Origin of the sequence: Streptomyces sp. NPDC096310, from assembly GCF_044763125.1 — a bacterium.
In the GTDB taxonomy this organism is placed as follows: domain Bacteria; phylum Actinomycetota; class Actinomycetes; order Streptomycetales; family Streptomycetaceae; genus Streptomyces.
The window spans coordinates 21,101-39,841 of sequence record NZ_JBIWFO010000023.1; the positions used below are offsets into that span (position 1 = coordinate 21,101).

An 18,741-nucleotide genomic window follows, 5' to 3' on the forward strand; every position below is an offset into this window, starting at 1 on the left:
TAGCGCCACCGGGGGAGGAGGCTGACAACAGCAGAACCCCGCAGGCTCGGGTTCCTCCGAGGAGGAGCCGGCCGGACGTACCGGCGAGCCTGCGGGGCGGTGACTGCTGTGGATTGGGCCGGCGGGTTCACCGGCTCCGCACTGAGTGCGACGTCGGGCTGTCAGCCCGCAGCCACCTCACGAGTCCGGAAAGAAATCACTTCCGAATCACCTCCTTTCGGTGTGCTCCACACTCTAGGAAGCGGACCGCCCTCGCTCAACCCAATTAAACGGATCATTTTCGTGCCCGCCGGCGGAGACGATTTCGGGGAACGACGTGTGAGGTGGGCCACTATCGAGTTGAATGATCGTAGGTGCGGCAGCAGAGTCGGCAGCACACGCGGAGACGTCCCGCAGGGGGTACCAGCATGAGTGCTTCTCGGAGTGAGACCACCAGTGCTCCCGGGCCCGACGAGCCGGAGTCCGATTCCGGGTCGGACACCGGCCCCGGAGCCGGGGGCACGGCCGCCCCGGGCCGGGACGGGCCGGGGTCAGATCTGCTCGCGGCGCTGCTCGACGGGATGGACGCGGCGCTCTGCGCCTTCGACGCGGACGGCGTGATCACGCACTGGAACCGCGAGGCGGAGCGGATACTCGGCTGGTCCGCAGAGGAGGCCGTCGGCCGGCACGGCTTCGCCGGGTGGGCCGTACGGACCGCCGACGCGGACGAGGTCCAGGCGCGGCTGATGGCCGTGATGGACGGCCCCGACCGGCAGGTGGACGAGTTCGCGCTGCTGCGCAAGGACGGCGGCCGGGTCCTGATCCGTACGCAGTCGTCCGGGATGCGGGGCGCGGACGGCAAGCCCGCCGGGGTGTACAGCGCTTTCAGCGAGGTCCACGACCAGATCGACCTCGAACGGTCCATCGCGCTCAGCGAGGCGCTTTTCGAGGACGCGTCCTGGGGCGTCGTCCTCGTCGACGTCGATCTGCGGCCCACCGTCGTCAATGTCCACGCCGCGCGGCTGCTCGGCTCGGGGCGCGCCTCCGTACTGGGACGGCCGCTGGGCGAGCTGATCACCCAGGGCGTCGAGGAGCTGGAATCCGCGCTCCACCATGTGCTGTCGGAGGGCGCGCCGTCCGCCGTCACCGAACTGTGGATGACGGTCCGCACGCCGGACGGCGAGCGGCGGCGCTGCTGGCGGTGCGGTTTCCTGCGGCTGGCGTCGCCGCTTGCGGAGGAGCCGGTTCCGCTGGGTGTGGGCTGGATGTTCCAGGACGTGACGGGCCAGAAACTGGCGGTGCAGGAGGCGGACCGGCTGCGGTTCCGCGGCAACCAGCTCCACCGCGCGGGCCGGGCGGCGGCCGAGTGCGAGGACCCTATGGAGGCGGCGACGGTCTATCTGGACTTCGCGCTGGCGGGCTTCGCCGACCACGCCCTGATCGATCTGGTCGCGGAGGGCCGAGGTCCCGGAGGACTCGCCTCCGGTCCGTCCGGTCCCGTACGCCTGGTCCGTACGGTCGCGACACCGGCCGGCGGCGCGTCGGGGCCGAGCGCGCGGACCGGGCCGGGGGCCATACCGGTGCGGTACGCGGCCGGGCACCCGGCGCTCCAGGCCATCGACCGGGCGGGCTCGGTCCGGGCGAGCGCCCCGACCGGCGCGAACGGCGCCAACGGTGGCGGCGACGCCAAGGGCTCCCCGGCCCCGAAGCCGGTGCCCGCGCCCGTGTGGGCGTCGTCCCGGCAGTGGCCGGAGGACTCCGTCCACGCCCTGTGCACGGTGCTGCGCAGCCGCGGCAGGTCGCTGGGCGTGGTGACCTTCCTCAGGGGCGCGAGCCGCACCGAGTTCGAACGGCCCGACGCCGTGTACGCGGAGGATGTGACCGTACGGATAGCCGCCTGCCTGGACCTCGCGGCCCTGACGAGCACGAACACGGACGGCGGCTGAACGGACCGCGGGTGAACGACACGTACGGGTACGACACGTACGGGTACGACACGTACGGGTACGACACGTACGGGTACGACACGTACGGGTACGACACGTACGGCGCCGGACAGGGTGAGTCGTCCGGCGCCGTACCTCAGGAAGTGCCCGCGCTGTTCTCCGCCGCCACCGGGGGCAGCATCCTGACCGGCTCGGTCTCCGCGTCGTTGTGCCGCAGTGCCCAGTTCTCCAGGGAGATACGGCACGCGTGGTCGACATGGCGCAGACCCGACAGGTCCAGCTCGATCGGCTGGTCCTTCGGCAGGGCTTCGAGCTGCTCCATGATCCGGGGCAGCCGCAGGAACGTCGCGTTCCCCGTCACGGAGACCACCAGCCGGCCGCCGGTCAGCTCCCGTACGTCGACGTTGAGGTGCGAGATCTCCCAGGCCGTCTTGACCACCGCGAGCAGCAGACCGAGCAGCACCCCCTCGAAGAGGTTGGTGACCAGCACCGCGACCGCCGTCACGGCCAGGATCACGGCCTCGCCGCGGTGCTCCCGCCACAGCGGGGCCAGGTCCTTCACGGGCATGAGCTTGCACCCCGCGTGGACCAGGACGCCCGCGAGCGCCGCCAGCGGGATCACGCCGATCGCCGCGGGCAGCAGCGCCGCGAAGAGCAGCAGCCACACGCCGTGCAGGATCCGGGAGAGCGAGGTGCGCGCCCCCGCCTGGACGTTGGCGGCGCTGCGCACGATGACCGCGGTCATGGGCAGCGCGCCGAGCGCGCCGCAGAGCGTGTTGCCGACGCCCTGGGCCATCAGCTCCTTGTTGTAGTCGGTGCGCGGTCCGTCGTGCATACGGTCGATCGCCGCGGCGCTGAACAGGCTCTCCGCAGAGGCGATCAGGGTGAAGGCGAGCACGGTGCCGAGTACGGCGACGCCCCCGAGCTGGCTGAAGTCGCCGAGGCCGGGCGGGCTGACGGACTCCAGCAGGCCCTTCACCTCGACCTTGGCGATCGACAGGTCGAGCAGCAGCGTCACGCCGGTGGCGAGCGCCACGGCGGCCAGCGGTCCCGGCACCACGCGGACCTTCGCGGGGAGCTTGGGCCACAGGACGAGGACGGCGACCGTACCGGCACCGATCAGGAACGCGGTGAGCGCCGTACCGTTCGAGAAGATCTCGCCGACCAGCCCGGGCAGGCCGGTGAGCTTGGGGATGCCGCCGGACGGCTGGGCGGTGTCGGCCATCGCGTACACCTGGCCCAGGACCAGCACCAGGCCGATGCCGGCCAGCATGCCCTGCACCACGGCGACGGAGATGGCCCGGAACCAGCGGCCGAGGCCGAAGGCTCCGAGCGCGAGCTGGAGCAGCCCGGAGACGAGGACGATGGCGCCGAGCGCGCCCAGACCGAAGTCCTGGACGGCTTCGTACACGAGGACGGTGAGTCCGGCCGCGGGGCCGCTCACCTGGAGCGAGCTGCCGGGCAGGAAGCCCACGACGATACCGCCGACGATGCCGGTGACCAGGCCGAGTTCGGCGGGCACCCCGGAGGCGACGGCGACGCCCACACAGAGGGGCAGGGCGACGAGGAAGACGACGAGTGACGCGAGGATGTCGCGCCTGAGAACCTGGCGGTCCTTCAAGAGGGTGAGCATGAGGGTGTCCTAGCTGTGAGACGGGGGCGTACGACACGGTGTGGGCCATGGCCGACGGCCTCAGCCACGGCCGGTTGCCGTGGCTGAGGTCGTGGCCGAGGCCGTGCTCACAGCGGTCTGAAGTCCCCGTCCAGCTCGGGCCGGTGGCTGCTCACAGCACCGGTGTCCACTTCGTAGTACCAGGCGTGCAGCGAGAGTTGCCCGTCGGCGAGCCGCTCCCGTACGGCGGGGTAGCCGCGCAGGGTGTCGAGCTGCGCCGCGGCGTGCTGCCGCACGGCGTGGGCCAGTTCCCGCGCGGAGGGCTGCCCGGTCGCACAGTTGTCCAGCCAGCCGCGCACGGCGGGGACGGCGGACAGGTCGTCGCCCCGCACCATGGCGCCCACGGCGCCGCAGTGCGAATGTCCGCAGACGACGATGTCGCGGACGTTGAGCACGCGCAGCGCGTACTCGATGGTGGCGGTCTCCCCGCCGGGCCGCTGTTCGTCGTACGAGGGGACGATGTTGCCCGCCGTACGCAGTTCGAACAGCTCGCCCGGACGGGCGCCGGTGATGAGGGAGGGGATGACTCGGGAGTCCGAACAGGTGATGAAGAGGGCCTGTGGCGCCTGCCCCGCGGCGAGTTCTCGGAACTCGTCGGGGCGTTCGGCCACCTGCACGGAGAACGTGCGGGCGTGGTCGATGAGTGACTTCATGATGGCCTGCCTCCTGCACCCCCGGTCTTGCCGGGGCGCGGTGTGGTCGGGTCAGTGGGGGGTGAAACGAAATATGTGAGCGAGATAAGGGCCGGCCGGTCAGGCGGCGTGGATCCCGCGTCTGAGGGGGAGCGTGTGACTCGGTCGGAATCTCAACTCTCGCCCTTTCCTTCGTACGGATACGTGGTGACGCAGATGCGCGCATACACGGATACGCGGACGCCCCGGTGCCGAACTCAATGATGCAGCACCGCGACCTCCACTACTTTGCCTGAACATTACCTCCAGATGAAAGCTCAAAATTCCGCCAAGTGTTCCTTTCGTGACGCAAAGTGGCGGTTCTGGAGCGTGTGTGCGAGTGAAGTTCACACGGGCGGTTCCCGCAGGCCCCGGTATTCGCCCGGGGCCCCGTAGGTATCCGATCAGGTGCGCGAATGGGCGTTGCATTGGTGATGCACGGACGCCCGGGCGCGTCCCGGTGAATGTTTCCGGGACGTGTCGTGGCCGGAGGGCGGTGGGGGGAGCGGCGAAGTGACCGGCGAAGGATGGAGGTGGAACGTCAGTGGCGGTAGAAGATCCGGTCCCGGTTCTCGGTCATCACGCGGCCGTTCCACTCGGTGCCGCCGTCGACGTTGCCCGAGCGCAGCAGCGGCGGCTCGATGCCCCGCGCGGCCAGCTCCCCTGCGCCCGCGGCCATCATCGCCTGCATCAGGGCGCTGGTGACGACCGTGGAGGCGGGCGCGAACGGCGCCTCGACGCCGGGCGCCGTCAGCTCCGCGTCGCCCACCGCGATCCCGCTGTCGAGAACGATGTCGCAGTGGTCCTTGAGGAACGTCCCCGTACGGTGCCGCGAGCGGGTCTGCGTCGCGTACGCCACGGAGGTCACCCCGATCACCGTCAGCCCCAGGGCCCGCGCGTTCATGGCCATCTCGACGGGCAGCGCGTTCCGCCCGGAGAGGGAGACGATCACCAGCAGGTCCCCGGCGGCGGCGGGGCTGGAGTCCAGCACTGCGCCCGCCAGGCCCTCGACCCGCTCCAGCGCGGAGCCCAGAGGGGCGGGCATGACGTCGACGCCGACGACCCCGGGGACGGTGAGCAGGTTCATGGTGGCGAAGCCGCCCGCCCGGTAGACGACGTCCTGCGCGGCGAGCGAGGAGTGCCCGGCGCCGAAGGCGAAGAGCCGGCCCCCGGCGGCGACGGTGTCGGCGACCGCGGTGCCCGCGACGGCGATCGGCCCGGCCTGTTCCTCGCGCGCCCGCCGGAGCAGTCCGATCGCCGCGTCGAAGAACTGATCGGCAGGCTTGCTCTCGCTTGTCGCGCTCATCGAGGAGGCCCTTCCAGAAGTGAGGGTCCGGGCGGGTTCCCGGGAGGGGAATGTCCAGGGGAATGTCTGTGCCGCGGATCACGTTGAGGTCTGGACCATTGCTCTGTCAATAGCGCAGTGCGCACCGCTGTCCGCCTGGGAGGGGCCCGGGTCCGCCCGGTCCTCCCGGCCGGTCTCCCCGCGGCCCTCGCGCGGCCTTCGAGCGACTGCCGCAAGGACTGTGCTCTCCTGCGAGGCACGCTTGTCGGTGGCATGCGTCAGAATTGAGTCAGGGCCAGCGCACGATTTATTCGAGGGGCACGAATGTCCGGACTGATCGACACGACGGAGATGTATCTCCGCACCATCCTTGAGCTGGAAGAGGAAGGTGTGGTCCCGATGCGCGCCCGGATCGCGGAGCGGCTCGATCAGAGCGGCCCGACGGTCAGCCAGACCGTGGCGCGCATGGAGCGCGACGGCCTGGTGCAGGTCGCGGGCGACCGGCATCTGGAGCTGACGGAAGAGGGGCGCAGGCTGGCGACGCGCGTCATGCGCAAGCACCGGCTGGCGGAATGCCTCCTGGTCGATGTGATCGGCCTGGAGTGGGAGCAGGTGCACGCGGAGGCGTGCCGCTGGGAGCATGTGATGAGCGAGGCGGTGGAGCGCCGGGTGCTCGAACTGCTGCGCCACCCGACGGAGTCGCCGTACGGGAACCCGATCCCCGGGCTGGAGGAGCTGGGGGAGAAGGCCGAGGCCGACCCGTTCCTCGACGCGGGGATGGTGAGCCTGGCGGAGCTGGATCCCGGCGCCGAGGGCAAGACCGTCGTCGTACGCCGGATCGGCGAGCCGATCCAGACGGACGCCCAGCTCATGTACACCCTGCGGCGCGCGGGCGTGCAGCCGGGCTCTGTGGTGAGTGTGACGGAGTCGCCGGGTGGGGTACTGGTAGGGAGCAGTGGCGAGGCGGCGGAGCTGCAGTCCGAGGTGGCGTCGCACGTCTTCGTCGCCAAGCGCTGAGACCGGAGGACCCGGTCGCGGCGGGTGGGACCGCGGGCCGGGAAACGGCCGGTGAGGGCGCCGGAGGGCGCCCGGGGGTGACGCGGCGGACGGGGGGAACGTCCGCGGCGACGGGGGAGGGGGCGGCTGATGCGTGGCGTGATCTGCTCGTACGACGGCGTGGGCCGGTGGCCGCGCGCGCTCGCGGAGGGTGCGCGCCCACCGGGCTCCGGCGCCTCGCGGCACCGGAGCCCGGCCGCCCCCACGCCGACCCGGAGCCCCGAGCTCCCAGGGTCGTCCCCGGCGGACCCTCATCCCCGAGCGGCCCGCCTCCCGGAGAAGATCTCCCCTGAGGGTCGTCCGGCAATCCTGCTGCGTGGTCACTCGAAAGAGCGGTGTTGCACACGAGAGCCGCGTGTTCGAATAAAGGTTCGATAGCCTGGCGGGGTGAGGAGCTGGACCGGTCGGTCCGGGATCCGAATCCCGTGTTCGTGAGCGAGTCGGTGGGACCGAAGGGGGTGCCGGGACGCATGGTGCGGCGTATCGATGTGACCGGAGCGGACGGTGTACGTCTCGCTGCCTGGGAGTTCGCCGACCCGCCCGGGGCCGGGGCGCACGCTCCGGCGGACGGCCCCGGGGTTGTACTGCTGCACGGCCTGATGGGCCGCGCCTCGCACTGGGACGCCACGGCGCGCTGGCTCGCGGCCCGGCACCGGGTGGTCGCCTTCGACCAGCGGGGCCACGGCCACAGCGAGAAGCCACCGGAGGGCCCCTTCACGCGCGAGGCGTACGTGGGCGACGCGGAGACGGTGATCGAACGGCTGGGGCTCGCGCCCGTCACCCTCATAGGCCACTCGATGGGCGCGCTCACGGCCTGGCAGTTGGCCGCCAGACGCCCCGACCTCGTCCGGGCACTGGTCATATGCGACATGCGGGCCTCGGCGCTGGGCGCGGCGTCGCAGCGGGAGTGGGGCGACTGGTTCCGGTCCTGGCCGGTGCCGTTCGCGTCGCTCGCGGACGTACGGAAGTGGTTCGGCGAGGAGGACCCCTGGCTGGAGCGCCCCACGCCGGCCCGCGGCGAGTTCTTCGCGGAGGTCATGACCGAACGCCCGGACGGCTGGCGCCCCGTCTTCTCACGCCGCCACATGATGACGGCCCGCGACACCTGGGTCCACGACGCGCACTGGGACGAGCTGGCCCAGGTCCAGTGCCCCACGCTGGTCGTCAGAGGACTGGACGGCGAACTGGGCAGGGCCGAGGCCCAGGAAATGGTCCGGGTCCTCCCGAGAGGCCGGTACGCGGAGGTGCTGGACGCGGGCCATCTCGTCCACTACGACCGGCCGGAGGCCTGGCGGGCGGCGATCGAACCGTTCCTGGAGGGCGTGCTGACGGGGAGCGGGTGACCGGGGAGCCCGTACAGGCTGGGCGGTGAGGGGAAACGGGGGGTCAGGGCACGCTTGGGCGAGGGCCTGTCGGCCCTGCGCCGCCCGCGTGGTCACCGGTGGCTCCCGGGCCGACCGGTGGGATGACCGGGCCCTGCGTCAGCGCGGCGGCGGCCTTCGCGAGAGTGACGTTGCCGTGGGGCAGTGCGGAGACCCGACCGGGCCCCCCGCTGGTTCACGTCCTCCTACAGCAACAACGGCGGTAATCGCGTCGAGGTCGCCGCGAACCTCCTCGCCTCTCGCGGCGTCGTTCCCGTCCGTGACTCCAAGGACCCGAGCAGCCCGGTGCTGGACTTCCCCGCCGACGCGTTCTCCTCGTTCGTCACGGCGTCAAGGCCGGGCGGTTCGGCACCGTCTGACCGCCCGGCACGCCCGCCCCTCACCCCTTGCTGACCGCCGTCAGGATCTCCGGGAGGCGCCTCGCCGTCTGCGGGGCCGCCAGCCGCAGGCCGCCGAGGGCGATCAGCGCGCCGTACGCCGTGCCCACCGGGAGCAGTAGCCAGGTCCGGTCTCCGAGGTTCGCGACGTGCAGCCAGATCGTCAGGGCGAGTACCGGGGCGCAGAGCAGTGCCGCGCCGAGCATGCCGCCGAAGATGGAGATCCAGGCGAGCCCCGCCTGGCCCGGGGCGACGTTCTTGTAGCCGCTGTCCTGGGGGATGGAGTACGGGAAGCGCGCCGAGGCCAGCGCGCCCGTCGCCAGCATCGCGCCGAGCAGCGCGAAGGAGAGGCCGAGCGCCTCCGGCAGTGCGGCCCAGTCGCCCAGTACGGCCGCCGTGGCGACGGTGACCAGCGCCGCGTACGGCAGCGTGACCACCAGCAGGGCCAGCGCCCGCGCCCGCAGCTCCAGATAGGCGTCGCGTGTCGAGGAGATCGTCAGCGCGACCATCCAGAACGCCGAGGTGTCCTGGCCGAACTGGTTGTACATCTGGATGCCGAGCATGCCGGCCGCGAAGCACGCGAAGTAGATCGTGCCCTGGCCCTGGAGCGCGTTGAACAGCGGCACGATCAGGCCGATCGCCAGCGAGGTCGCCCAAGCCGCCTTCGTCTTCGGGTCGCGCCACACGTACCGCAGACCGCGCTTCATCACCGTCGCCGTACGCCCCTCGGGGAACACCGCCGTCAGCAGCCGTCCGGGCCCCCGGCCGGCCGCCGCGCCGGTGCGCGCCCGGCCCGGCTGCCCGGCGTCCAGCGTCGAACCGTCCGGGGCCGTCATCAGCCTCACCAGCGAGCCCTGCCACGCGTAGAGCAGACCCGCCAGCGCGCCCGCCGTCAGCAGCAGTTGCACCACGGCACGCCCGTACGCGCCCTCGCTCACCGAGCCGACCGCGCCGAGCGCCGCCGCGGGCGGCAGCCACCGTGCGACCCCCGTCACCGGGTCGAGCGCCGCGAGGCCGCCCGCGTCGCCCAGCCGCTGCGCGGCGAAGTTGACGACCTGGACGCCGACGGCGATCACCAGCCCGCTCAGCACGGCCAGGTCGCGGCCCTTGCGCGAGGTCAGCAGCCGGATGTTGGCCGCCGCGACCGCGCGCGCGAGCGCCACGCACACCAGCAGCGCCAGCGGTACGGCGAGGACCGCGACGGCCACCGCGCCCGCGCCGTGCGCCGTCGCGATCGCCGAGCCGGTCAGCACGGAGAGCGTGAACAGCGGCCCGATCCCCACCAGCGACGTCACCAGCAGCGCCCGCACCAGCGGCCGCGGCCGCAACGGCAGCATCACCAGCCGCGTCGGGTCCAGCGTCTCGTCACCGCTCGGGAAGAACAGCGGCATCACCGCCCAGCCCAGCGCCAGTACGGCGGTCAGCAGCACCACGACCGTCCCCACATGGGCGGTGGAGCGCAGCAGCACCAGACCGAGCACCTGCGCCGCCGTGACCAGCAGCACGAGGACCACGGTCGAGATGTACGCGGCGGTACGGCCCGACGACCGGCGCAGCCCGTTGCGCAGCAGGGACAGCTTGAGCCGGACGAAGACGGCGGTGAGCGAGGGCGCGGCCGGGGCGCCGGCCGCCGGGGTTCCGGCCGCCCCGCCGTCCGTCGTGGTCCCGGCCACCGTGCCGCTCATCGCGCACCGCCCAGCCAGTCGAGATGGTTCCCGCCGCCGCCCCGCCCCTGCGCGCCGACGAGTTCGAGGAAGGCGTTCTGGAGGGACGCCGCGTCGCCCCGTACCTCCGCGAGGGTGCCCTGCGCGCGGATCCGGCCCGCCGCCATCACCGCGACCCAGTCGCACAGCGACTCGACCAGCTCCATGACATGGCTGGAGAAGACGACGGTGGCCCCCGAGGCGGTGTAGCGCTCCAGCACGCCCCGGATCGTCTGCGCGGAGACCGGGTCGACCCCCTCGAACGGCTCGTCCAGGAAGAGGACCTGGGGGTTGTGCAGCAGCGCCGCCGCGAGCCCGATCTTCTTCCGCATCCCGGTCGAGTAGTCGACGACGAGCTTGTGCTGCGCGCCCGCCAGGTCGAGCACGTCGAGGAGCTGCGTCGCCCGCTTGTCCACCTCGGGCCCGGGTAGCCCCCGCAACCGCCCGGTGTAGCCGAGGAGTTCGCGCCCCGAGAGCCGTTCGAAGAGCCGCAGCCCCTCCGGCAGCACCCCGATCCGCGCCTTGACCTCCGCCGGGTCCCGCCAGACGTCGTGCCCGGCGACCACGACCCGGCCCTGGTCGGGACGGAGCAGGCCGGTGATCATGGAGAGGGTGGTGGTCTTGCCCGCGCCGTTCGGCCCGACCAGCCCGATGAACTGGCCCGCGGGCAGCTCCAGATCGATACCGGCGACGGCGATCTGCTCACCGAAGCGCTTCCACAGCCCCTCGACCCGCACGGCGGCCCCCGTGACCGCCCCCGCCTCTCGTGTTGTCCGGTCCGGCATGACGCACGACCTCCCCGTGTCCTGTCTGGTTCCCTGACATCCCTTTCCGGGAGTTTCCGGGAGTACGGGAACCACCCTACGTACGCGGTGCGCGCCTGGCCCCGCCGTGCCCGGACTACGCGTGCCCGGCCCGCCCGCGCCGCGTTCGTACCGCCGCCGCGTCCTGCCCGCACGCGTACGCCAGCGGGCTGATCAGCTCCGCCACGTCCGGCAGCCAGCGGTTGGCCGGGGTCGGCCCGCACACCCACTGCACCGCGCCCCTGCCGCCCACCCGGGTCGGCGGCGCCGCCACGTAGTGCCCCTCGCCGCGCGCCACCAGGTCGACCGCCTCCGGGTCCCAGCCCAGCTTCCGTACCAGGGCGTCCGCCTTCGCCGCCCCGCCCGTCAGCACGAAGAAGACCATCCGCCGGTCCGGGGTGCAGGCCACCGGGCCCAGCGTCAGCGACATCCGCTCCATCCTGGCCAGCGCCAGGAAGCCCGCCGACTCCGGTACGTCCAGTACGTCGAAGGCGCGTCCCGTCGGCAGCAGGACCGACGCCCCCGGCTGCTTCGACCACAGCCGGCGCACCGCGGCGGGGCTGCCCGTCGCCAGGGCCGCCCAGTCGGGGCCCGTGGCGTGCGCCCCGGGGGAGGGGCACTCCGTCCGCTCGCAGGAGCACCGCTCCCCGCCGGTCACCGGCACCAGCCGGGTGCCGGGGAACACCTCCCAGTGCCGCTCTTCCGCGTACCGCACCGCGCTGTCGAGCAGCAGGTCGCCCCGCTGTCCGGGGATCCGGGCGGTGTCCGTGCCTCCGATGGTCTCTTCCACGCAGAACACAACTCCCGCCACCAGCGCGGGTTACGGGCGCGGGACGGCGCGCCGCACCCCTTGATCACGCAAATGGGGCGCATCGATGCATGTATGGGGGCGCGCGGGAAGGGGTGGAGCGGTACGTGGGTAACCACCCCTGGGGGTCGGACACCATATGGGCAGCGCAGGGCCGCGCACGACCGATGGTCGGCCGTGGCCCGGTCGTGGTCGTGGAAGTTTCCGGAAAGACCTAGATTATTTGCGTTATTGCCGAACATGCGCATTCTCCGCACATTTGCCGGGCAGTGTTCACAGAGTTGATCACTGCGGCCACAGGGGGTATCCATTGGCAGCCAGGCCACTCGTCGCGCGCCAGCCGAACGAACGGCTCCAGGCGCTCATCCAGGAAGCCGGGTGCTCCAACGCCGGGCTCGCGCGGCGCGTCAACATGGTGGGAGCGGAGCGCGGGCTCGACCTGCGCTACGACAAGACATCGGTGGCCCGCTGGTTACGCGGCCAGCAGCCGCGCGGCCGGGCGCCGGGCATCATCGCCGAGGCACTCGGCCGCAAGCTGGGCCGTTCGGTCACGATCGACGAGATCGGTATGGCCAACGGGAAGAACCTCGCCTCGGGGGTCGGCCTCCAGTTCTCGCCGACGGTCATGGGGGCGATCGAGCAGGTCTGCGAGTTGTGGCGCAGCGACGTGGGGCGCCGCGACTTCCTCTCCGGCTCGGCCGTGGCCTCCTCGGCGCTCGTCGAGCCCAGCCGGGACTGGCTGATCACGGGCGCCGACTCGGCCGTCGCGCGCAACACCGGGGCCCGGGTGGGTGATTCGGACGTCGAGGCGGTACGGGCGATGACGCGCGCCCTCATCGCGCTGGACCACCGCTTCGGCAGCGGTCATGTCAGGCCGGTGGTGGTGCACTACCTGAACAGCGTGGTGGCCGGGCTGCTGGCCGGTTCGTACCGCGAGACGGTCGGCCGCCGGCTCTTCTCCGCCGTGTCCCGGCTGACCGAACTGGCCGGGTACATGGCGGTCGACACGGGACAGCCGGGGCTCGCTCAGCGCTACTACATCCAGGCGCTGCGCCTCGCCCAGGCGGCGGGGGACCGGGGGTACGGCGGGTACGTCCTGGCCGCGTCCATGAGCCATCTCGCCGCCCAGCTCGGAAACCCGCGCGAGATCGCCCAGTTGGCGCGCGCGGCGCAGGAGGGGACGCGCGGTCAGGTGCCGCCGCGCGCCCAGGCCATGTTCCACGCGGCGGAGGCGCGCGGCCACGCGCTGATGGGCGACGCCCGTACCTGCGAGGCGGCGGCGGGCCGGGCCGTCACGGCGCTGGAGCACGTGGACGACGCCGCGGGGCAGGACCCGGACTGGATCGAGCACTTCGACCACGCCTATCTCTCCGACGAACTGGCGCACTGCTACCGGGATCTGGGCCGCTCCGAGGCGGCGGCCCGCCATGCCTCGGCGGCGCTGGAGGGCCACCCGGAGTCCCGGGCGCGGCGCCGGGCGATCGGCCTCGTCCTGCTGGCGACGGCACAGGTCCAGCAGCGCGAGGTGGAGCAGGCGTGCCAGACGGGCACGCGCGCCGTGGAGTTGCTGGGAACGCTGCGCTCCAGCCGGGGGGCGGAGTATCTGGAGGACCTCCAGCAGCGGCTGGAGCCGTACGGGGACGAGCCCGCGGTACGGGAGTTCGGGGCGCGGCTGGAGATCCAGGCCGCGTGAGCGCCGTCCGAGGGCCGCGCGAGGACCGTCCCACGGCCGCCCGAGGACCGTTCGGGGGCCGCTCGCGGGCTGCTTGAGGGCCGTCCCGGGGGCGTCGTAGGGGGCCGGTCACGCGGCCGGGCGGGCGGACCAGGACCCGTGGGCGGCGGCCGGGATCCTTGAGCGGCTGCCCGGTTCCCGCGTGCCCCTTCGCCCCCCGGGCGCGGGTTTTCGTGGGGGCGTCGTGAGGGTGCGGTGTGGACACCGTGCCCTCCGTCAATTCCGGCGAAAGACGTGCGACTTCACACCTGCCACCTGCGTCTTCGCAGGCCGGGGCGTTATCGGTCCGACACCCTCCCGACGCGCGTGTTCGAAGGCGCGATTCACCCGGTAGCGTGAACCGACGATTCGGTAGGTCCAGACGTTCCACACGTAGGAGTCCCGGTGACGTACAGCGGACAAGGGGATGAGCCGCAGTATCCCGCCGCTCGGCCCGCGCACGAAGGCGTCGTGCTGCCCAGCGACGGCAGCGGGCCCTGGATCCCCGGCTCGGCCGCGGACCAGAACCCGCCCGCGCCGACGCCGGTGCCGGCCGCGCTGCCGCCGACGGGCGGCCGGCAGCCGGACGTCCAGCCGTGGGGACAGCCGCAGCAGCCGCAGCAGGCGTACGGGCACGATCCGCACGCCCCGCATGCGCCCCACGGAGCCCAGGGCGCCCCGCAGGGGTACGGGGCGCCCGCGGGATCACCGTCGTACGACCAGCCCTACCAGCAGTCCTACCCGCAGGGCGGCCAGGAACCGTACGGCGCGTACGGCGCGCCGGAGCCCACGCCGTCGTACGGGAGACCGGGGGGCGCCCCGTACGACACGGCGCCGCCGCAGCAGCAGCCGTACGGACAGCCCACGCCGCAGCCCCAGGCGCAACCGCTGCCCCAGCCGTACGGGGAGACCCCCCAGTACTCCGAGCCCCAGCCGTACCCCGGCTCCCCCCAGCCCCAGGGGTACGGGGAGCCCCAGCCCCCGGGCATGGCCCAGCCCCCGCAGCAGGGCGGCTACGGGCAGCCGATGCCGCTGCCCGCCGAGGCGCCCGCGCCCGGCAGCGCGGACGCCACGCAGTACCTGCCGCCGATCCCCGCCGCGCCCGCCGGGGCGGGCGACTCGGACGCCACCCAGTTCATCGCGCCCGTCCCGCCCGCCTCGCCGGGCTCGCGGGGGCCGGGCGTACTGCCGCCGGAGAGCCGGGACAACGGCTCCGACGCGACCCAGTTCCTGCCGCCCGTCGCGGCGGCGCCGGGTTCCGACGCGGAGGCCACGCAGTTCATCGCCCCCGTCCCGGCGGGGCCCGCGCCCGCCGGGGCGCCCTCCCCGTCCCCGTACGGGGTACGGCCCGGCGCGCCCGGCGACCGCCCGCCGCCCGCCGAGTTCGACAACCTCTTCCGCACGGACGGCCCGGCCTCCGGCTCCACCCAGAAGATGCCCCGGATCGAGACCCCGGCGCCGCCCGTCGGCGGCCGGCGGGCCCGGGGCGGCGGCGCCGGACACCAGCCGCGGCCCCAGCCCCCGGCCCCCTCGTACGGGGACTCCCCGTCGTACGGCGACCAGGCCACGCAGGGCGGCCCCGCGCCGCACGAGCCGCGCGGCCGCTCCGCCGGCCGCCGTACCTCCTCACGGGTCCCGCTGATCGCCACCGTCACGGTCGGCATCGTCGCCCTCGGTCTGGGCGCGGGCGCGCTGATGAGCGGCGGTGACGACGACGCCGCCAAGGACGGCAGCAAAACGGTGGCGGCGGCGACTTCGCCCCCGGCCACCGGGTCGACCGCCCAGGCCGCCCCGGATCCGGTGAAGACGCAGGCCGTGGCGCTCGACAAGCTCCTCGCCGACAGCAGCAGCAGCCGCGAGTCGGTGATCAACGCCGTCAACTCCATCAGGACCTGCGACAACCTCGGCCAGGCGGCCACCGATCTGCACGCCGCCGCCGAGCAGCGCCGTGGTCTGGTGACCCGGCTGGACGCGCTGACGGTGGACAAGCTGCCCAGCCACACCGAGCTGACGTCCGCCCTCACCGACGCGTGGGAGGCGTCCGCCTCCGCCGACGACCACTATGCGGCGTGGGCCGAGCAGGTCGGGAAGAAGAAGGGGTGCAAGGACGGCCAGGCGCGGGTCACCTCGGAGCGCTCCAAGGGCGACCGGGCGAGCGGCGAGGCGACGGCCGCGAAGAAGAAGGCGTCGGGCCTGTGGAACGGCATCGCCACGCGGTACGGCCTGACGGAGCGGGCCCCGACCCAGCTCTGACGCCACCCGCGCGCCGGGCGGGGACGAGCGAACCCCCGCCCGGCGTGCGGGCGGGGGAACGCGCGCTAGCGGGCAGAGCCCTCCAGCAGCGTCCCGCCCACGTCCACGAACCCCTTGCGCTGGCTCACCAGCCGCCCCTGCTTGACCACTTGGAACGTCACGTCCCCGTTGACGATCCGCGGGAAGTTCGGCGTCCCGAGCATGTCCTCGTACCGCCAGCGCAGCGTCGGCGTGAGGCCGCCGGTGTCCACCTTCACCCCCCGGTCCAGGGTGTCCGTGATCTTCTCGGGGGTGATCTCGTCCGTGCCGATCGACTCGACGACCTTCTTCAGCACCGTGTACGCGATCCAGGTGGTCTGCGGACCCGGGTCGGCCGGGTCGATGTCGTTGTTCCCGAAGGCGTACTTGTCGATCACGCCGCGCATCGGCCCCCACGCCCGGTCACTGGCCACCGGGTACCAGCCGGTGAGATACGCGTTCTCGAAGATCCCGTCCTTGCCGCCCGTACGGTCGACGAGCGACTGGTCGGCGCTGCCCAGCACGGAGGAGACCCGGATGGACCGGCCGTCGTCGGGGAGCCTGCGGTAGGAGTCGAGGAAGGTCTCGGTGCGGTCCCCGAGCACCGCCGTCACACAGCCGCCGTCCCGGGCCCGCTCGCGCGCCGTCCTCGCCTGCCGGGTGTAGTCGGTGGCGTCCTCCGCCGCGCGGATGTCGGCGACCGGCCCGCGACCGCCCTGCGAGAGCCCGGCGTCGATCAGGTCGGGCAGGTTGTCGCCGCCGATCGTGTCGGGCCGTACCAGCGCCGTACGGGCGCAGTTGCGCGCGACCTGCCGGCCGCTGCCCGCGAGGAGCGTGGCCTGCCCGCCGTTGACGGGGTAGGAGAGGAAGCTGGTGAACTCCTCCTCGCTGATGCCGTACCCGCCGATGTACGGGATGCCCGCGGCCTCCAGCGGCGCCATGAACTGACGGCCGAACTGGCTGTACGAGCCGACGACGGCGACGGCCTTCTCCTTCACCGCCCGGCGGGCGCACTCGGCGGCCCCCGCCGAGTCGTTGCGCTCGTTGCAGGTCAGGACGCGCAGCTCGTGGCCGTCGATGCCGCCGGCGGCGTTGACCCAGCGGGCGTACGCCTGCGCCATGGCCGGCATACCGGGCAGATTGGTCGCGTTGGTGCCGATCGGCGCCCAGGTCATGACGGTGACGGGGGTCCGGGAGCCACCGGAGTCCCCGGGCAGGAGGCCGCAGCCGGACAGGAGCGTGGCGAGGGCGAGCAGCGCACCGCTCTGGAAGGGGCGGAGGGGGGAGAAACGTCGCCGACCGGTCATAGCTCCTCACGCTCCCGTCCCGCGGGGAACTGTGCAGTGAGCACGGGTCAACGGTGAGTGACGTGGAGGTGAACAGCGGGGGCCCTGGGTGACATCGCCCGGCGGACCGTAAAGTCGGGGCTGTGCAGCCAGCTTCCGAGAACTCTTCCCGTCGCGGCCGTCGCTCCCCCACCATGGGCGGCATGCCGCTCAACGACATGCCGTGGTGGCGCTGGCGCAGCAATGTGCGCTCGGCGCTGCACATGCTTTCCGATCCCGTCTTCCACCAGGAGTGCTGGCTGGCCGGCCGCGAGGGGTACGGGGACGTCACCGACGCCGTGTACCGGCTGGTCGAGGACACCTGGCTCGACAACTGGTCGGCGGAGAAGTACGTCGGAACGATTTTCCGCGACTCCGGCGAGGCCGCCCTCGTCGATCTCGCCGTGCTGCGGGTGCTGCGCATCATGCACCAGGTCGGCGCGGACGCGCCCGTCTCCGCCTATCTGGAACACCACGGCTGGCCGGAGGCGGTCCGCGCGGCCCGCGAGGCGCACGTACGGCTGGCGGCGGGCGACGGGGACGACCCGGACACGCCGCCGCAGACCCTGGACGTGCTGCGCATCATGACGCGCTCCGGCTGAGAGCCTGTCGGGCGACCTCTGGCCGGGTACGGCGGTGTGGGATCCTTTGTGGTCATGAGCACCGCCGCGCAGCCCCCCGCCCCGCCTGCCCCGTCCGGCCGCACCGACCGCCGGGACGGCACCGACCGCCGGGACGGCACCGATCAGTACGTGCTGACGCTGTCCTGCCCGGACAAGCAGGGCATCGTGCACGCCGTGTCGAGCTATCTCTTCATGACCGGCTGCAACATCGAGGACAGCCAGCAGTTCGGGGACCACGACACCGGGCTCTTCTTCATGCGGGTGCACTTCTCGGCGGAGGAGCCGGTGACCGTGGAGAAGCTGCGGGCGAGCTTCGCCGCCATCGGGGACTCCTTCCGGATGGACTGGGCGATCCACCGTCCCGAGGATCGGATGCGGATCGTCCTGATGGTCAGCAGGTTCGGCCACTGCCTCAACGACCTCCTCTTCCGGGCGGGCATCGGCGCGCTGCCGGTGGAGATCGTGGCCGTCGTCTCGAACCACACGGACTTCGCCGAGCTGGCCGCCTCGTACGACATCCCCTTCCACCACATCCCGGTGACGAAGGACACGAAGGCGGCGGCGGAGGCGGAGCTGCTGGAACTGGTGCGCGCCGAGCGGGTCGAGCTGGTCGTCCTCGCCCGGTACATGCAGGTCATCTCCGACGACCTGTGCAAGCAGCTCAACGGCCGGATCATCAACATCCACCACTCCTTCCTGCCGAGCTTCAAGGGCGCGAAGCCGTACCACCAGGCGCACGCGCGGGGCGTGAAGCTGATCGGCGCGACGGCGCACTATGTGACGGCCGACCTCGACGAGGGCCCGATCATCGAGCAGGAGGTCGAGCGCGTCGGCCATCAGGTCACGCCGGAACAGCTCGTGGCGATCGGCCGGGACGTGGAGTGCCAGGCGCTGGCGCGCGCGGTCAAGTGGCACGCGGAGCACCGGATCCTGCTCAACGGCCACCGTACGGTCGTCTTCGCCTGAGGAGCCCGAGGCGCCTGAGGAGCCCGAGGCGCCTGAGCCGCGAGGGCCCCGAGGGCCGGAGGGGCCGGCTCTTCGGAGGGCCGGCTCTTCGGAGGGGCCGGCTCAGAGCCTGCTCATCGCCGCCGCCGCGAACAGCACGTCCCTGATCGCCTCGCGGTCGCTG

Annotated in this window: 14 protein-coding genes and 1 pseudogene; 8 read left to right on the forward strand and 7 right to left on the reverse strand. The window is 72.7% G+C overall.

The features are described 5' to 3' along the window. The first annotated feature begins 407 nt into the window (after positions 1–407). Positions 408–1,925 (forward strand): PAS domain-containing protein, encoded by a 1,518-nt coding sequence (locus ACIQ7D_RS30395; protein ID WP_403943050.1) that lies wholly within the window; start codon positions 408–410, stop codon positions 1,923–1,925. 136 nt (positions 1,926–2,061) lie between these two features. Here ACIQ7D_RS30395 and ACIQ7D_RS30400 read toward each other — a convergent pair whose 3' ends face one another. The 3 genes from ACIQ7D_RS30400 to ACIQ7D_RS30410 form a co-directional block, all read right to left on the reverse strand. Continuing rightward, positions 2,062–3,558: a SulP family inorganic anion transporter gene (locus tag ACIQ7D_RS30400; protein ID WP_403943052.1), complete on the reverse strand. Its 1,497-nt coding sequence runs from the start codon at positions 3,556–3,558 to the stop codon at positions 2,062–2,064. 107 nt (positions 3,559–3,665) lie between these two features. Beyond that, positions 3,666–4,250 carry a carbonic anhydrase gene (locus ACIQ7D_RS30405; protein ID WP_403943054.1) on the reverse strand — a complete coding sequence of 195 codons (585 nt, stop codon included), beginning with the start codon at positions 4,248–4,250 and terminating at the stop codon, positions 3,666–3,668. 559 nt (positions 4,251–4,809) lie between these two features. Beyond that, positions 4,810–5,574 carry an SIS domain-containing protein gene (locus ACIQ7D_RS30410; protein ID WP_403943057.1) on the reverse strand — a complete coding sequence of 255 codons (765 nt, stop codon included), beginning with the start codon at positions 5,572–5,574 and terminating at the stop codon, positions 4,810–4,812. Positions 5,575–5,877: 303 nt separating this feature from the next. Here ACIQ7D_RS30410 and ACIQ7D_RS30415 point away from each other — a divergent pair, with 303 nt between their 5' ends. The 3 genes and pseudogenes from ACIQ7D_RS30415 to ACIQ7D_RS30425 all read left to right on the forward strand — a co-directional run bounded on the left by ACIQ7D_RS30415 (position 5,878) and on the right by ACIQ7D_RS30425 (position 8,350). Beyond that, the gene (locus ACIQ7D_RS30415; protein ID WP_401884609.1) at positions 5,878–6,570 is read left to right on the forward strand and encodes a metal-dependent transcriptional regulator; all 693 of its coding nucleotides are present in this window, start codon (positions 5,878–5,880) and stop codon (positions 6,568–6,570) included. Positions 6,571–7,079: 509 nt separating this feature from the next. After that, the gene (locus ACIQ7D_RS30420) at positions 7,080–7,952 is read left to right on the forward strand and encodes an alpha/beta fold hydrolase (protein ID WP_403943211.1); all 873 of its coding nucleotides are present in this window, start codon (positions 7,080–7,082) and stop codon (positions 7,950–7,952) included. Positions 7,953–8,135: 183 nt separating this feature from the next. Beyond that, a pseudogene (locus ACIQ7D_RS30425) lies at positions 8,136–8,350 on the forward strand (DUF397 domain-containing protein). 20 nt (positions 8,351–8,370) lie between these two features. Here the strand turns inward: ACIQ7D_RS30425 and ACIQ7D_RS30430 are convergent. From ACIQ7D_RS30430 to ACIQ7D_RS30440, 3 genes are all read right to left on the reverse strand, one after another. Then, the gene (locus ACIQ7D_RS30430; protein ID WP_403943059.1) at positions 8,371–10,053 is read right to left on the reverse strand and encodes a transporter; all 1,683 of its coding nucleotides are present in this window, start codon (positions 10,051–10,053) and stop codon (positions 8,371–8,373) included. Beyond that, positions 10,050–10,856 (reverse strand): ABC transporter ATP-binding protein, encoded by an 807-nt coding sequence (locus tag ACIQ7D_RS30435; RefSeq protein WP_403943060.1) that lies wholly within the window; start codon positions 10,854–10,856, stop codon positions 10,050–10,052. Before ACIQ7D_RS30435 ends, ACIQ7D_RS30430 begins: the two co-directional genes overlap by 4 nt. A 115-nt stretch (positions 10,857–10,971) precedes the next feature. After that, positions 10,972–11,664: a bifunctional DNA primase/polymerase gene (locus tag ACIQ7D_RS30440; protein ID WP_403943063.1), complete on the reverse strand. Its 693-nt coding sequence runs from the start codon at positions 11,662–11,664 to the stop codon at positions 10,972–10,974. A 328-nt stretch (positions 11,665–11,992) separates the two neighbouring features. On the opposite strand from ACIQ7D_RS30440, the gene ACIQ7D_RS30445 reads away from it, so the two are divergent. After that, positions 11,993–13,375: a transcriptional regulator gene (locus ACIQ7D_RS30445; protein WP_403943065.1), complete on the forward strand. Its 1,383-nt coding sequence runs from the start codon at positions 11,993–11,995 to the stop codon at positions 13,373–13,375. Positions 13,376–13,798: 423 nt separating this feature from the next. After that, positions 13,799–15,646, forward strand: a complete 1,848-nt coding sequence (locus ACIQ7D_RS30450) for a hypothetical protein (protein ID WP_403943067.1) — start codon at positions 13,799–13,801, stop codon at positions 15,644–15,646. A gap of 65 nt (positions 15,647–15,711) precedes the next feature. Here the strand turns inward: ACIQ7D_RS30450 and ACIQ7D_RS30455 are convergent, their stop codons facing one another. Further along, entirely contained in the window at positions 15,712–16,971 is a 1,260-nt protein-coding gene (locus ACIQ7D_RS30455) for an ABC transporter substrate-binding protein (protein WP_403943070.1), read from the reverse strand. A 173-nt stretch (positions 16,972–17,144) separates the two neighbouring features. On the opposite strand from ACIQ7D_RS30455, the gene ACIQ7D_RS30460 reads away from it, so the two are divergent. Both ACIQ7D_RS30460 and purU read left to right on the forward strand, forming a co-directional pair. Further along, a complete protein-coding gene (locus tag ACIQ7D_RS30460; RefSeq protein ID WP_403943213.1) occupies positions 17,145–17,591 on the forward strand; it encodes a hypothetical protein in 447 nt (148 codons plus the stop codon). 54 nt (positions 17,592–17,645) lie between these two features. After that, positions 17,646–18,578: a formyltetrahydrofolate deformylase gene (gene purU / locus ACIQ7D_RS30465; protein ID WP_403943072.1), complete on the forward strand. Its 933-nt coding sequence runs from the start codon at positions 17,646–17,648 to the stop codon at positions 18,576–18,578. Positions 18,579–18,741 lie beyond the last annotated feature (163 nt).

Excerpts from the sequence above, each read along its gene's own strand:
- ACIQ7D_RS30460 (WP_403943213.1), top strand. The coding sequence starts at position 17,145 with ATGGGCGGCATGCCGCTCAACGACATGCCGTGGTGGCGCTGGCGCAGC.
- ACIQ7D_RS30430 (WP_403943059.1), bottom strand. The coding sequence starts at position 10,053 with ATGAGCGGCACGGTGGCCGGGACCACGACGGACGGCGGGGCGGCCGGA.
- ACIQ7D_RS30455 (WP_403943070.1), bottom strand. The coding sequence starts at position 16,971 with ATGACCGGTCGGCGACGTTTCTCCCCCCTCCGCCCCTTCCAGAGCGGT.
- ACIQ7D_RS30410 (WP_403943057.1), bottom strand. The coding sequence starts at position 5,574 with ATGAGCGCGACAAGCGAGAGCAAGCCTGCCGATCAGTTCTTCGACGCG.
- ACIQ7D_RS30415 (WP_401884609.1), top strand. The coding sequence starts at position 5,878 with ATGTCCGGACTGATCGACACGACGGAGATGTATCTCCGCACCATCCTT.
- ACIQ7D_RS30435 (WP_403943060.1), bottom strand. The coding sequence starts at position 10,856 with ATGCCGGACCGGACAACACGAGAGGCGGGGGCGGTCACGGGGGCCGCC.
- purU (WP_403943072.1), top strand. The coding sequence starts at position 17,646 with ATGAGCACCGCCGCGCAGCCCCCCGCCCCGCCTGCCCCGTCCGGCCGC.
- ACIQ7D_RS30420 (WP_403943211.1), top strand. The coding sequence starts at position 7,080 with ATGGTGCGGCGTATCGATGTGACCGGAGCGGACGGTGTACGTCTCGCT.
- ACIQ7D_RS30400 (WP_403943052.1), bottom strand. The coding sequence starts at position 3,558 with ATGCTCACCCTCTTGAAGGACCGCCAGGTTCTCAGGCGCGACATCCTC.
- ACIQ7D_RS30395 (WP_403943050.1), top strand. The coding sequence starts at position 408 with ATGAGTGCTTCTCGGAGTGAGACCACCAGTGCTCCCGGGCCCGACGAG.
- ACIQ7D_RS30405 (WP_403943054.1), bottom strand. The coding sequence starts at position 4,250 with ATGAAGTCACTCATCGACCACGCCCGCACGTTCTCCGTGCAGGTGGCC.